The sequence below is a fragment of the Fredinandcohnia onubensis genome (assembly GCF_002734285.1).
In the GTDB taxonomy this organism is placed as follows: domain Bacteria; phylum Bacillota; class Bacilli; order Bacillales; family Bacillaceae_L; genus Ferdinandcohnia; species Ferdinandcohnia onubensis_A.
On the sequence record NZ_NSEA01000009.1, the window covers coordinates 105,944 to 120,725 of the forward strand.

The following is a 14,782-nucleotide window of genomic DNA, read 5'->3' on the forward strand; positions in this document are numbered from 1 at the left end:
AGTTTTTTTGTGCATATTTTAAAAAGTCTGAAAAAGGTGATGTTCCTCACTGAAATATAATGGTAAATAAACTAAAATAGGTTCCAATTATAAAGGGAGGGAATAGAGAGTGGAAAATAAGAAATTGCCTATAGTTTATTCTTGTTCTGGTTGTTCATCAGCTGCACAAACTGCAAATACAATTGCGGTAAGGATGGACCGTGAGAATGTAGCAGAAATGTCTTGTATAGCCGGTGTAGGCGGAGATGTAAAGCCACTTGTTAAAACAGCAAAATCAGGAAGAGGTATCATTGCGATTGACGGTTGTCCTCTAGCATGCTGTAAACATATTTTAGCTAGGCATGATATTGAACCTCAGCATCATTTTTTGCTAACAAATTTTGATGTTCCAAAAAAGCAACATGAGGACCCAGACCCTAAGCTTACTCAGAAAGCTTACAGTCAAATTTTGGAGATATTAAGATAATTTCTTTAATAGATAAAAAAGCGTCTAAGAAAAGACGCTTTTTTACTTATTCATATCTTGGATCCCAGGACTATGTTCATTTGGCATTTCTGGTAGCACAGGCACTGGATAACCGTCTGGAGGTGCAACGACTTTAAGTTCACCATCAGCTCTACTTGGGGACTCGCCTTGGAAGATTTGTCCCATCATTGTATCGTCCAGTCTAAAGTTGAATTGTGCATTATTAAAGCCCATTTCAATGTATTTTCTACATTCTGGATATTTATTGATATCATAATTTGGAACAGGGAAAATTTTACCCCAATCTACACCTAGTGTTTCCAAAGCTTTGGCAAATGCATTTTGATGAGCATTGTCACGAACAATTAAGAAAGCCAATGTTTCTCTAAACGTTTTATTTGTGCTCATTTCATATATTCTTGTTTTTTGGAGAACGCCTGTTGACTCCAATGAGACATTATTTATTAAATTACTAATTAAATTTCCATGATCATAAACATAGTTTCCGTTCCAAGGGTTACCTGCCGCATCAACAGGTAGTGAGCTTTGCGCTCCCATTATAAAATGATGTGGATTCGCGTGCTTAATTGCTTCCTCTAGGGGAGCACCTGTACTTCCACCAAAACCAACTGCTTCTTCCCCAGACCCATTTAATAATTGGTTAATCGTAGTTTGAACTAGTTCCACATGGCTAATTTCTTCGAGAAAGATACCTCTAATTAGGTCGCGAAACTGCTTTAGGTTTCCACGGAAGTTGGAACTTTGAAAGAAAAATTGCATCATAGTTCTCATTTCGCCAAACCTACCACCCAATGTTTCTTGAAGAACCTTTGCTGCAGCAGGATCAGGTTTGTCAGGAACAATAATATTAATCAAATCCTCTTTATAAAAATACATGACTTCCCTCCAAGTATAAGTATTGTTTTTACATAATTACTATCTGTTTAAGTAATAAAAATTATCCTCTAGTGTCTGATTCGCAGATTTATTATTTTTCAAGTGAAAGTATTTAAATTGCATATCGAGTTGAGTAGAAATATGAAGATAATAGCTGAAAAATAAAGGAAAGTTTGATTGTGTTCGTTTACATAATGATTTCACATATTTATCACATTCAGTTATACTATGTTTTGTTCACGACGGACCCGACTTTCATGAGAGTTGAAAGTCAAAAAATATGAAGGCAAATGCCTGAGTAAAACATTAATCAAAATAGAAAGAGGTGCTGATTTGAATTTATCAACATTTAAAACTGAATGGTTTGGCAATGTGCGAGGAGATATCATGGCAGGGATTGTTGTTGCACTTGCGCTAATTCCTGAGGCAATTGCCTTTTCACTAATTGCAGGAGTTGACCCAATGATAGGGTTGTACGCCTCATTTTGTATTGCAGTCACGATTGCATTTGTTGGGGGAAGACCTGGTATGATTTCTGCAGCAACAGGTGCAACTGCATTGTTAATGGTAACATTGGTTGCAGATTATGGCCTCCAATACTTACTTGCTGCAACGATTTTAACGGGAATTATCCAAATTATCATGGGTGTGTTAAAGCTTGGGAGACTTATGAAATTTGTCCCTCGTTCAGTCATGACTGGTTTCGTGAACTCACTTGCGATCCTTATTTTTGCGGCTCAATTACCGCATTTTGCAGGTGAAACATGGCAAATGTACGCAATGGTAGCAGGAGCATTAGCGATTATTTATATCTTCCCGCGTTTGACAAAGGCTGTTCCATCACCATTAGTAGCTATCATTGTTATGACAGTAATAGCAGTATTAACCAATAGTGGAGTACGTACAATTGGAGATATGGGGGAACTTCCATCAACTTTACCCATTTTTTTACTCCCTGATATACCGTTGAATTTTGAAACATTAAAAATTATTTTCCCTTATTCTTTATCAATCGCAATCGTTGGATTAGTTGAGTCATTATTAACAGCTTCGATTGTTGATGATATGACAGATACAGAAAGTGATAAAAATAAAGAAGCACGTGGACAAGGGATAGCAAATATTGTTTCGGGTTTCTTTGGGGGAATGGCAGGTTGTGCGATGATCGGACAATCTGTAATTAACGTCAAATCGGGTGGTCGTGGAAGACTTTCTGCGTTTGTTGCCGGAGTATTTTTAATGGTCTTAATCTTAGTCCTTAAAGATTTCTTAGTTCAAATTCCAATGGCAGCCCTCGTTGGGGTGATGTTCATGGTTTCAATCGGAACGTTTGACTGGTCTGCATTACGTACTCTTCATAAGGTTCCAATTACAGATACAATTGTCATGGTTGTAACAGTGATCACAGTTTTACAGACACATGACCTCTCAAAAGGTGTACTAGTTGGAATCATACTGAGTGCAATTTTCTTTGCCTCTAAGATTTCAAAAGTAAAAGTTACAAGTCTTTCAGCACAGAATTCGCAAAAGAAAGTGTACCATGTTTCAGGGCAGTTGTTCTTCGCTTCAGTTACTGATTTTGTAAATAGCTTTGATTATAAAGATGATGTCAAAGAAATAGATTTAGACCTATCAAATGCACACCTTTGGGATGACTCTGCGGTTGGCGCAATTGATAAAGTCGTCTTTAAATATCATCAAAATGGTATTAAAGTAAATATTAAAGGATTAAATACAGAAAGCAATAAATTAGTTGAGAAACTTGCAGTATACAAGACACCTGGTGCTCTTGAAAAAGCAGGAAATCAATAAGATAGGGAAACGCGCTGTCAATATGGCAGCGTGTTTTTTTGTCTATATAAATTATTATTATTAGGAAACAATAGAAGATAACTTCAAAATTTTTACAGTTAGAGTAACTGAGGTGCCTTTTTGTGAATGCAATCTATGGTTTAATTTGGCTAGCAGCGCTATTTATTTGGGGAGATTGGAGAAATTATAAAAAATACTATCCAACATACCTCTTTTTGCTATTAGGGGATTTTCTTTATTTATATTTGTTATCTGACAAGTTTGCGATGTGGACATATACCCCTAAAGGTGTTGATGAGGGAATTGGACTGACCAACACACATATTGTTCTTTCAATAATGGCTATAAAATATCCAGCAACCATACTCATTTTTTTAGGAAGATACCCAGAAGAACGCACCTGGGTCAAACAGTTGTTATATATCTTAATATGGTGCGGCATATATGCTGTGAATGAAGCGGTGGATTTTTTTGTTGGACTTATAAAATATGATCATGGTTGGAGCTTGGGGTGGTCAGTCTTATTTAACCTCGTGATGTTCTCCATTCTTCGCCTACATTATGTGCGGCCATTTCGTGCCTGGGTCGCATCACTCATATTTATCCTCTTTCTATGGCATATCTTCGATGTTCCTTCCTCGGTGTTTCGATAAATCTAACTATATATATCGCACTTACTACTGAAATGTTCTCAGTAGTATTTTTTAATTCCCCTTGTGGTTCCTATTTGAAGGATAGGAATACCTTCCTAATGGGAAATAAGAATGGGTTCCTATATGAATAAGAATAGATGGTGATACATTATTTTGACAATTTCCGGCAAAATAGACTTACAGATGAAAATAATAGAAATCAATTATGAATTAGTTATCATTTAGGAAATATGGAGAAATGAACATGAACCTTATCAAAATGTTTGAGCAAAAAAGTATTGGTGAATTAATTAATCTCGTAGCTACGGCATTTAATAGTTTAAAAGATATCCTGTATATTTTGCAAGTTGACCAATCCGGTTATACATACCTGTATGCTAATCAATCTGGATTATCAATTCTTAATACCGATGAAACTCTGTTTGGTAAAACGATGGACGAGTATTTACCAAAGGAAAAACTACAGTATCTTAAAATGTTTTATAAAAAGGCTGTATCTACTAAACAAGTAGTTACATTTGAAGACGAGATCATGTTACCAGATGGCCAAATTATGATTAATGAAACGGTACTAACACCAATCATTGATGGAGAAATTGTATATCTTGTTGCAATCGTACGCGATGTAACAGATAAAACATTGAGACTAAAAGAACTTCAACAATATAAAAGGGCCGAACAAGCAAGAAGAGAAAGTGAAGAAACCTTTCGAATCATCGCGGAGAATTCTGTTGATATCATCAAAGTACTTACACCAGACGGGGATATTACTTATCTTTCTCCTTCAATTGAGGACATTTTAGGATACCCTGTACAAATGATGATTGGTAAATCGCTTATTGAAACCATACATCCTGATGACAGAGAAAAGATGAACGACGTATATCAAAACCTGATTGAAACAAAAGAAAATGTCGACATTGAAATAAGACGTAAACACCAGGATGGTCATTTTGTATGGTTACATTCAGACTTAATACCCGTTCTAAGCTCAGAAGGACAGCTTGAAAAAATAGTTGTGATTTCAGGGGATATTACTGAGTTCAAACGAAAAGTGAAAAAACTGGAGAAACTAGCCTATTATGACCATTTGACAGGACTGCCTAATAGACGCATCTTTTTAGATCGGCTCCAACAGTCTATGTTTACAACAGATCGTAGAGGAAATTTAACAGCATTACTGGTTTTAGACTGTGATAATTTCAAACAAATAAATGATAACCTGGGTCATGATATTGGGGATGAAGTTATTAAAGAATTCTCCAATCGAATACGTAGAGTGATTCGCGACACGGATACACTTTCACGGGTGGGTGGGGATGAATTTACAGTCGTTATTCCAGAGATAATCGACGAGCAGCAAGTAATAGACATTTCGAATCGAATTTTGAATGCAGTAAACCAGCCTATGGAAATAAAAGAACACGTGCTGAATATCACAACTAGTATTGGTATTTCCTTTTACCCACATCATGGAATAGACATAGAAGAATTGTTTAAAAAGGCTGATGAGAATCTTTATAAATCCAAAGCACTTGGGGGAAATACATTTTCGTTATAGAAAGGTATGCCATCATAAAAAGGGGGATAAAAATGGCAGGACTATCTTTTTTAAAGCAGTTAACTAGGTTATCAAATGAGACCGTAAATCTATCTGGAAAATTGAATACAATAATGGAACATGATACTTATCTATTAAAAGAACTAATTGATAATCATCCGCATGCGGTTCTAGCTTTTGATGTGAATGTGAATTTATTACATTATAACCCTTCAGTTCTAAAAATATTTGGTTACAATGAAAAGGAATTACCTAGTAAGTTAAAACAATATCTACACGAAAATGACAAATACAAAAGAAATAAATTTTATCAGCGTGCATTGCAGGGGAAAGTACAGAACTATCAAACCGCTGTAACACATGCAAATGGAGAAATAATTTATATCGATGTTAATTTAATTCCAATAAAAAATAGTGATGGGGACACGACCATTATTTATGCAGTAGCAAAAGATATAACAACATATGTTCAACATGAAAAAGAATTAGTCAAAATCAAAGGCAGTCTCGAATTAGCACAAAAAGTAGGTGCCATCGGCAGCTATGATTATGACATTATTGAAGATGAAGCGTATTGGTCAAATCAGATGTATGTCCTATTTGGAATTGAAAATATTGATGGATTTGTTCCGACATTTAATAGTATTTCAGAACTAGCTCATCCAGATGATCGAGAAAAGTTTAAAAAGGCTATTTTATCCGCTATAGAAGAAAAAAGAAACTTGGGTTTTGAATTTAGAATCCTTCGTAAAGATGGTACAGTTGTTTATGTATATAACCAAGCAGATGTAATATTGGATGAAAATAAGAAACCTGTTCGATTTATAGGAACTGTTCAAGATATTACTAAACGAAGAACTGCAGAACTAAAGCTTAAAGAAAGTGAAAATCGAATCGAACATATCTTTGATAATTTAGAGGTAGGTATTTGGTCTTATGATGTAAAAAAAGCAAGGTACATGTTGATTTCCAAAGGTGCTGAAACCATTAGCGGGTATTCGCCAACTGATTTTTATAATCGACTTTCTTGGGATTCGCTCGTACATCCAGATGATTTTCCTGCTTTTCAAGAACATCAAATGAATATACAAAAGGGTCAAAATTTCTTTCATCAATACCGGATTATTCATCGGAATGGTGATATCGTCTGGGTTCAAGAACAGGTATTACCTGTTTTGGATGAGAACGGTCATGTTATACGGCTTGACGGGATCGTTTCAAATATTACAGAGCAAAAAGAATTTGAAAAGAAAATTCAACATCTAGCATTTCACGATTATTTAACAAAACTACCAAACCGGATGCTTTTTGAAAATAAAATAAATGAACTAATTTCGGCATCAAACCAGATTAACAAGCATTTTTCAATTCTATATATAGATTTAGACAGGTTTCGAAATATCAATGAATCGCTTGGACACCAAATTGGTGACAAATTGCTTTTTGAGTTTAGTCAAAGAGTGAATATGTTGCTCAACAAAAACACTTTATTTGCAAGATTAGGTGGCGATGAATTTGGCGTTATTTTATGGGATTATGAAGAATCAGATTACCCAAATAAGGCCGCTAAGTTAATCATAGATTGTCTAGACCTACCAGTTAATATTGAAGATTTCGAATTAATCATAACTACAAGTGTTGGAATTAGTACATTTCCCGAGAATGGAAAAACTATAGAGGAATTAATAAAAAATGCGGATGCAGCTTTGTATAGGGCAAAGGCAAGTGGTAAAAATACGTATCAAATCTATTCCTCCTCACTGAGTATTAATTCTTTCAAACAGTATTACCTTGAAAGGGATTTAAGAAAATCGATTGAGAACAATCAATTAGTCGTATATTTTCAACCAAGGGTTGATTCAGGTACAGGCAAAATTGTTAGTGCTGAAGCATTAGTGCGGTGGGAGCATCCCGTTTGGGGGCTAGTCTCGCCACTTGAATTTATCCCACTTGCAGAAGAAACGGGTTATATTAATGAAATTGGTGATTGGGTATTAGACCAAGTGTGTCAAAATATTGCTAAATGGGAGCAGCAAAATCTTGAAGTAGTTCCAATTTCAGTGAATATATCTGCACAACGTTTTTTAAAAAGTGATTGGAAGGCAAAATTGGGTGCTATTCTAGAAAATAACAATACAAATCCTTCTTTAATTGAACTTGAAATTACAGAAACAACCATGATTAAGCATGAGGAAGCTGTTAAACTAGCTTTGCAATATATTAAGAGCATTGGGTTGAAAATTGCATTAGATGATTTTGGGACAGGCTATTCCTCTATCACTTATTTAAAGGATTACCCTATTGATACAATTAAGATTGATCAGTCCTTTACTAAACACATTGCAAAGACAAATAATGTTGAAACCATTATTAAATCTCTTATTTTTATGGCTAAAGGTTTAGACATGAATGTTGTAGCAGAAGGTGTGGAAACAATCGAACAGTTATCATTCCTAAGACAACAGGAATGTCAAGAAATTCAAGGCTATATCTTTAGCAAACCAGTACCAGAAGAGACATTTCAAAATTTATTAAGAAAAATGATATTGAAGCCAACCTTTAATAGCAATACGGCTAAATTCTCAAATAGAAGACGATATTACAGGATTAATCTTTTATTTCCACTAAGTTCCCAAATGACATTAACTACTATACTTGGAAATCAGGTTGAGTTAGGGAATACGGAGATCTTAATTGAAGACATTGGGCCAGGTGGGTTAAGGTTTTTATCAACTATCCAGTTACCTGTACGTCCGGATATCACCTATCAATTCAAAACTAAGATTATGGGTGAAATCATTACCTTAAATGGACATGTTGTATGGAAAGAAGAAGTGAAGGGAATCTTCCAATATGGTCTTAAGTTTATTATGGATGAGACTCAAAGAGATGTACTCGTAAAGTTTTTGAATCATTTTACTCTACAATTGCGCAATAACCCATTTGTCCCAAATTGTGATTTTGTGAAAGAAGAAAAAATTAGTTATTTACTAAGAGCAACCCCAAATGAATAATTAGGGGTGCTCTCTCTTTTTTACATATGGAAAAAACTAGTCCATTTAACACTTAAAATAAACTCCACCCAAAGATATAGGTATGATATCCTATAACAGAGTATATGGAAAATAACAGGGGTGGAGTAATGGCAGATATTGAAAAAATAAATATTCTCTTAGTGGATGATCGTCCAGAGAATTTATTAGCCTTAGAAGCTATAATTGAAAGGGAAGATTATAACTTAATTAAAGCTAATTCTGGAGAAGAAGCTTTAAAGTGTCTTTTAAAATACGAATTCGCTGTTATTCTTTTAGATGTTCAAATGCCAGGAATTGATGGGATTGAAACAGCCAAAATCATCAAAGCACGTGAGAAAACAAAAAATATTCCACTTTTATTTATAACTGCTAATAATATGGATTCGGATCATATTTTTAAGGGGTACTCTGTTGGTGCGATTGATTATATTTTAAAGCCTGTTGACCCAATTGTTTTAAAGGCAAAGGTTGATGGCTTTGTTGAAATTTATACAATAAAAAAGCAGCTTATGAAACAAACAGAATTACTTGAGATAAAAAATAAAGAAATTGAATACATGGCATTACATGATTATTTAACAGGTTTACCAAACCGAAGAATGTTCCAGGATGAACTAACTGCTTGGGTGAAGGAATCTAAAAAAAGGAACCAAGCAATCGGAGTTGTTGTTTTAGATATTGACTTCTTCAAATATGTGAACGATTCACTTGATTTTAATACTGGTGATCGGGTGCTTAAAGAAATTGCGAAACGTTTAAAAACAACGGTAAGGGATGAAGATTTTGTTGCAAGATTTGGTGGTGATGAGTTCTCCATTATTTTACCGAATACAGATCGTGAGGAGACGCTAGAAATTGCTACAAATATTTATAATGCATTCAATGAGCCTCTATACATTGATCATTATGAATTGTTTTTTACAGCAAGTGTTGGACTGAGTATATTCCCTTATGACGGAGAAGATTCGGTAACTCTTGTGAAAAACGCGGGTACAGCGTTGTTTCGCGCAAAAGAGCAAGGAAAAAACAATTATAAAGTATATCACTCTGGGATGAACTTTCAATCATATCGGACGTTTATCATGCAAAATGATTTACGTAAAGCAATTGAACGGCAAGAACTCTCAATCGTTTATCAGCCACGTATGGAACTTGCAAACGGCAAGATAAAAAGTGCGGAAGCTTTATTACGGTGGGAACATCCAAAATGGGGAACATTGTCACCAAGTGAATTCATTCCATTAGCTGAAGAAACTGGGCAAATCATTGAAATTGGTGAATGGGTACTTACAACTGTTTGCAGCCAATTAAATGAATGGAAGAATGCTGATTTTTATCCAATAAGGATTGCTGTTAACTTTTCAGCACAACATTTTCTTCAAAAAAATTTAGTCGATAAAATCAAACGAATTTTATTGGAATATAACGTAAGTCCTAGCTTAATAGAGATTGAAATTACTGAATCAGTTATATTAGGAAATGAGACTGTAATTTCCAAAACTCTTCAACAATTAAAGGACATGGGGATACAAGTAAGTATCGATGACTTCGGGACTGGCTACTCGTCTTTAAGCTATTTGCGACGTTTCCCAATCCATGCGCTGAAAATAGATAGGACTTTTATTCAAGAGATTTCTAACGGCTCCCCTGCCGAAACTGTATTAACAGAAACAATCATATCATTAGCACATAATTTAAATATGTCCGTAATTGCCGAAGGAGTAGAGACTGAGAAACAGTTGGCTGTTTTACAGCAGTTTAAGTGTGAAGAGATTCAAGGATACTTATTAAGCCCTCCATTAATAAAGGAAAAATTTGAGGCGTTTCTCTTAGGCCATAACGAAATAGACTTTATTGCTGAAAAGAATAGAACTTCATCTTCCTATCAAGGAACTATATCTTCTAATACAGAACCTGAGATATTCGAACATCCAAGAGAAATAAAAGGTACCATTCAGGTAACAAAGGAAGTTTTTGGCCTTTCCTCAAGAGAATTGGATGTTTTTGAGCTTCTATTATCGGGATTAACCAATAAGGAAATTTCGGAAAAATTATTTATTAGTGAGCATACCGTGAAAAACCATATTACAAGGATTTTCCAAAAAATGAATGTTACTGATCGAGTTCAAGCAATTGCACTAGTATATCAAACATGTTTTGATTTCAACGACTCAACGATTAGTAAATAAATGTACATGAAAGGAACCCATTCATGAAATTAAGAACAAAATTATTATTAGGGCTTAGTACATTACCAATCTTACTTATTGTTCTAATAGGTATTGGCTGGACTCAGATCGCTAGTCTTAATAAAATGAGTACTACAATAAAATCAAACTATGAATTAACTATACTAGCAGAAAAAATTCATCGGGATATAAAGGATGAAGGGATCCGACTGCGAAACCTCGTTTTATTTAATGATGAAAAAATGATCCAACAAGAATTGGTAAAGTTACAGGAAGAAAATCAATCCATTGTAGAAAATATTACTTTAATTGAAGAAAAGGCGAATACTGCAGAACAAAATAACTTAATAAAGGAACTTAAAAGAATAAATAGTGAGTTCAATCTGTATCAAAATGAGTTAATCAACCTTGTCAACGCTGGTAGCAAAGATGAAGCTCTTGCTTTAATTGATGAGAATTCAGCCGAACTTCATGAAGAATTCTTTACCGTTCTTTCCGACATAACAAAATCTTTTGAAGTAAGCATGGAATCATCATTGCATGTTAGTGTTTCAGAGTTTAAGAAAGAACTAATAATCAGTGCAATTATTATTATTATTAGCGTCATTTTAATCATGGGTCTTCTTTCTAAAAGTATCTGGACACTATCAAATAGGTTAAATAAAGTTTCAACTGTAATGAAACAGGTGGCAAACGGTAGTGCTGACCTCAATACAAAGGTTGAGATCGATTCAAGTGATGAAATAGGTGATGTCGCAAGCTCATTTAATATAATGACAGATTCCCTACAACAGCAAATAAATAGAGAACAAGAATTGACTTGGTTGAATTCTAATATTGCGGAAATTACTACGAGCCTAACGGGAATAAACGACTTAGAAACATTAGCACAAACTTTTCTGTCTAAGACAGTTCCTTTAGTCGATTCTAGCCATGCTGTATTTTATATCAAGGATATAGAAAACGCTGATGATGAGGAAGCGCGTTTTAAACTGCTCGCGTCCTATGCTTTTAAAGAGCGAAAGAGTTTATCCAACATAATCCGTTTGGGTGAAGGACTTATTGGACAAGCTGCTCTTGAAAAATCTCCGATCATTTTAACAAATGTACCTTCAGATTATGTACGGATAAGCTCAGGGTTAGGAGAAGCTTCTCCTTTAAATATATACGTATTACCGATTGTTTTTGAGGGGGATGTAAAAGCCGTAATCGAAATTGCTTCCTTGAAGTCATTTAGTAAAACTCAACAAGATTTTCTAGAAGAACTACTGAATGGTCTAGGCATCATTATCGAAAGTGTAATGGGAAGAATCAGACTAGCTAAATTATTGGAGGAATCTCAAACATTAATGGAAGAGGTTCAAGCCCAATCTGAAGAATTACAAGCACAGCAAGAGGAACTTAGAGCTACCAACGAGGAGCTTGAGGAACAGACACAAGCACTTCGTCAATCAGAGGAAAAACTGCAAGTTCAGCAAGAAGAGTTGGAACAAACAAACGCTGATCTTGAAGAAAAAGCGAAGAGCCTAGCAGATCAAAATAAGAGATTTGTACAAACGAATAAAGAGGTAGAGGCAGCAAGAGCGGAACTCGAGGAAAAAGCAAAACAACTCTCATTAAGTTCAAAATATAAATCCGAGTTCCTAGCAAATATGTCCCATGAATTAAGAACACCATTAAATAGCTTACTTATTTTATCTAGGCTCTTATCGGACAATACTGAAGGAAATCTATCAACTAAACAAGTAGAATATTCAAAGACAATCTACTCTGCTGGTAATGATTTATTAGCACTAATTAACGATATTTTAGACTTAGCAAAAATTGAATCTGGAAAAATGGAAGTAAATCCTAGCAAAATAACAATCGAGGATTTAGTTGATTACGTTGAAAGAAGCTTTAGACCAGTTGTGAATGAAAAAGGTCTGCAATTTTCAATCAATGTGCAAAAAGGTCTTCCAACTTTCCTTTATAATGATGAACAAAAAATTCAACAGGTTTTGCGAAATCTATTATCAAATGCTATTAAATTCACCCGAGTAGGGGAGATTAAATTAGAAATTTCCTCCTACCTAGAATACAATAGCAAGCCTGCTTTTTCCTTTTCAATAATCGATAGTGGGATTGGAATTCCAACTGAAAAGCAGCAACTTATATTTGAAGCGTTCCAGCAAGCTGATGGTACTACGAGCCGAAAATATGGTGGAACTGGCCTAGGATTGTCGATAAGCAGGGAAATTGCTACATTGCTTGGTGGCAAAATAGTCCTCAAGAGTGAAGAAGGAAAAGGAAGTACATTTACATTTATCGTTGGTGAATTTCAACATGAAATTGAACACCGAAATGCTATAAATGAAGTTGCGGTATCTACCGAAAAGCCAATTTCAATCCAGAGAAGTAGTGTTGAAACTTCTGTAGTACTTAAAGAAACTCCGAGTGTTGATGAAAATAGTCATATTAAACGTCTTTTAATCATTGATGATGATCTGCTACAACGAAATACCCTTATGGAGTTTATAGGTAATATGGATGTCATTATCAAGGCAGTATCGTCAGGCTATGAAGCAATTGAAGAATTAAAAGTAAATTCGTTTGATTTTATTATTCTAGACCTAGGATTAAGAGACACAAACGGTTTTGATTTATTGGAGAAAATAAAGAATTCGCATCATCATGATGATGTGAAGGTTTTAGTCTATACAGGGCGTGACCTATCATCAAAAGAGGAAATTTTCCTAAACAAATATGTTCATCGAATTATCATTAAGGATGAGCACTCTCCACAAAGGTTGAAGGAAGAGATTTCATTATTATTAGATTGCAACGAACCAACGAATGAAATAACAGAAATACCTTCAACTAGTTCTGTTAAAGATCATACGGGCCTACTTGGTAAAAAAATTCTTCTTGTTGATGATGATGTACGAAATGTATATGCGATTTCAAGTATTCTTGAAATGTACGGTATGAACGTAACCTTTGCTGAGAATGGAATTGAAGGAATTGAATTATTGCAGCAACAACCAGATACTGACCTCATATTAATGGATATTATGATGCCTGAGATGGATGGTTATGAGGCGATTAAAAAAATAAGAGAGAAAACACAATTTTCTTGTTTACCTATTATTGCGCTGACGGCAAAAGCAATGAAAGAGGATCGTGAGAAGTGTATGGAGGTAGGAGCATCTGATTATATTGTGAAACCGATAAATCCTGATCAACTGATTTCTTTAATGAAGGTTTGGTTATATCAATAGGAAGGGACTCCTTAAACGATGAATACTCAATTTGATGAAATAAGTCTTGAAACAACGGAAAACTCAAATCTTGAGAGAATTGAAATTGAATTATTGCTGCAAGGTCTTTATAAGTGGTGTGGCTATGACTTCCGAAGCTATGCATACAATTCAATAAGAAGAAGAGTCCAACACCGAGTAGAGGCTGAAAAACTTTCAAGTATAACAGGGCTACTTGAGAAGATTCTTCATGATCCTGCATGTTTGCGCAGATTAATTGCTGATTTCTCGATTAATGTAACAGAGATGTTTAGGGATCCCTTATTCTTTTTAGATTTTCGAGAAAAGGTTATTCCATTATTGCGAACATACCCATCAATCCGTATCTGGCATGCGGGCTGTTCTACAGGTGAAGAGGTATACTCAATGGCAATACTTCTTCTTGAAGAGGGACTCTATGAGAAGACGAAAATTTATGCGACAGATATAAATGCGGATGTATTAAAGATTGCCAAATCAGGTAGATACCCGTTAGAGAATATGAAGAAGTATACGAAGAACTATTTGCAAGCTGGTGGAAATAATGCATTTTCAGACTACTATACAGTTACAGATAATGGCGTAAAATTTCATTCGCACTTATCTAACAATGTCGTATTTGCACAGCACAATTTAGTAACTGATCAATCATTCAATGAGTTCCACGTCATATTGTGCAGAAATGTCCTCATTTATTTTAATAAAGAATTGCAGAAGCGGGTTCATAATTTGTTCTATGAGAGCTTAGCAATGTTTGGCATTCTAGGTCTGGGTGATAAGGAAACGATTTATTATACGGACAAAGACGATTATTATGAGGAAGTCAGTAAAAAACAAAAATTGTATAAAAAGATGAAGTAAATGATAAAGGTTGCTGTTAATATTCAGCAA

Annotated in this window: 9 protein-coding genes; 8 read left to right on the forward strand and 1 reads right to left on the reverse strand. The window is 34.7% G+C overall.

The genetic code is table 11. The features are described from left to right. Positions 1-109: 109 nt before the first annotated feature. Positions 110-466, forward strand: coding sequence for a putative zinc-binding protein (locus tag CKJ95_RS10215; protein WP_099353318.1), 357 nt, complete (start codon positions 110-112; stop codon positions 464-466). A gap of 42 nt (positions 467-508) precedes the next feature. Here CKJ95_RS10215 and CKJ95_RS10220 read toward each other — a convergent pair whose 3' ends face one another. Next, on the reverse strand, positions 509-1,363 hold the full coding sequence (locus CKJ95_RS10220) for a manganese catalase family protein (protein ID WP_099353319.1): 855 nt from the start codon (positions 1,361-1,363) through the stop codon (positions 509-511). Between the two features lie 333 nt (positions 1,364-1,696). Here CKJ95_RS10220 and CKJ95_RS10225 point away from each other — a divergent pair, with 333 nt between their 5' ends. The 7 genes from CKJ95_RS10225 (at position 1,697) to CKJ95_RS10255 (ending at position 14,752) form a co-directional block, all read left to right on the forward strand. Continuing rightward, a complete protein-coding gene (locus tag CKJ95_RS10225) occupies positions 1,697-3,175 on the forward strand; it encodes a SulP family inorganic anion transporter (protein WP_099353320.1) in 1,479 nt (492 codons plus the stop codon). 122 nt (positions 3,176-3,297) lie between these two features. Continuing rightward, positions 3,298-3,828 (forward strand): CBO0543 family protein, encoded by a 531-nt coding sequence (locus CKJ95_RS10230; RefSeq protein ID WP_099353321.1) that lies wholly within the window; start codon positions 3,298-3,300, stop codon positions 3,826-3,828. Between the two features lie 244 nt (positions 3,829-4,072). Beyond that, a complete protein-coding gene (locus CKJ95_RS10235) occupies positions 4,073-5,389 on the forward strand; it encodes a diguanylate cyclase domain-containing protein (RefSeq protein WP_180271472.1) in 1,317 nt (438 codons plus the stop codon). A gap of 32 nt (positions 5,390-5,421) precedes the next feature. Next, positions 5,422-8,403 carry an EAL domain-containing protein gene (locus tag CKJ95_RS10240; protein ID WP_099353323.1) on the forward strand — a complete coding sequence of 994 codons (2,982 nt, stop codon included), beginning with the start codon at positions 5,422-5,424 and terminating at the stop codon, positions 8,401-8,403. A gap of 128 nt (positions 8,404-8,531) precedes the next feature. Further along, positions 8,532-10,613: an EAL domain-containing protein gene (locus CKJ95_RS10245; protein WP_180271473.1), complete on the forward strand. Its 2,082-nt coding sequence runs from the start codon at positions 8,532-8,534 to the stop codon at positions 10,611-10,613. A gap of 23 nt (positions 10,614-10,636) precedes the next feature. After that, positions 10,637-13,873, forward strand: coding sequence for a response regulator (locus tag CKJ95_RS10250; RefSeq protein WP_099353325.1), 3,237 nt, complete (start codon positions 10,637-10,639; stop codon positions 13,871-13,873). Positions 13,874-13,891: 18 nt separating this feature from the next. Further along, entirely contained in the window at positions 13,892-14,752 is an 861-nt protein-coding gene (locus tag CKJ95_RS10255; protein ID WP_099353326.1) for a CheR family methyltransferase, read from the forward strand. Positions 14,753-14,782: the final 30 nt, after the last annotated feature.

Coding starts and splice junctions, on each gene's coding strand:
- CKJ95_RS10220 (WP_099353319.1), bottom strand. CDS start 1,363: ATGTATTTTTATAAAGAGGATTTGATTAATATTATTGTTCCTGACAAA.
- CKJ95_RS10235 (WP_180271472.1), top strand. CDS start 4,073: ATGAACCTTATCAAAATGTTTGAGCAAAAAAGTATTGGTGAATTAATT.
- CKJ95_RS10240 (WP_099353323.1), top strand. CDS start 5,422: ATGGCAGGACTATCTTTTTTAAAGCAGTTAACTAGGTTATCAAATGAG.
- CKJ95_RS10245 (WP_180271473.1), top strand. CDS start 8,532: ATGGCAGATATTGAAAAAATAAATATTCTCTTAGTGGATGATCGTCCA.
- CKJ95_RS10250 (WP_099353325.1), top strand. CDS start 10,637: ATGAAATTAAGAACAAAATTATTATTAGGGCTTAGTACATTACCAATC.
- CKJ95_RS10255 (WP_099353326.1), top strand. CDS start 13,892: ATGAATACTCAATTTGATGAAATAAGTCTTGAAACAACGGAAAACTCA.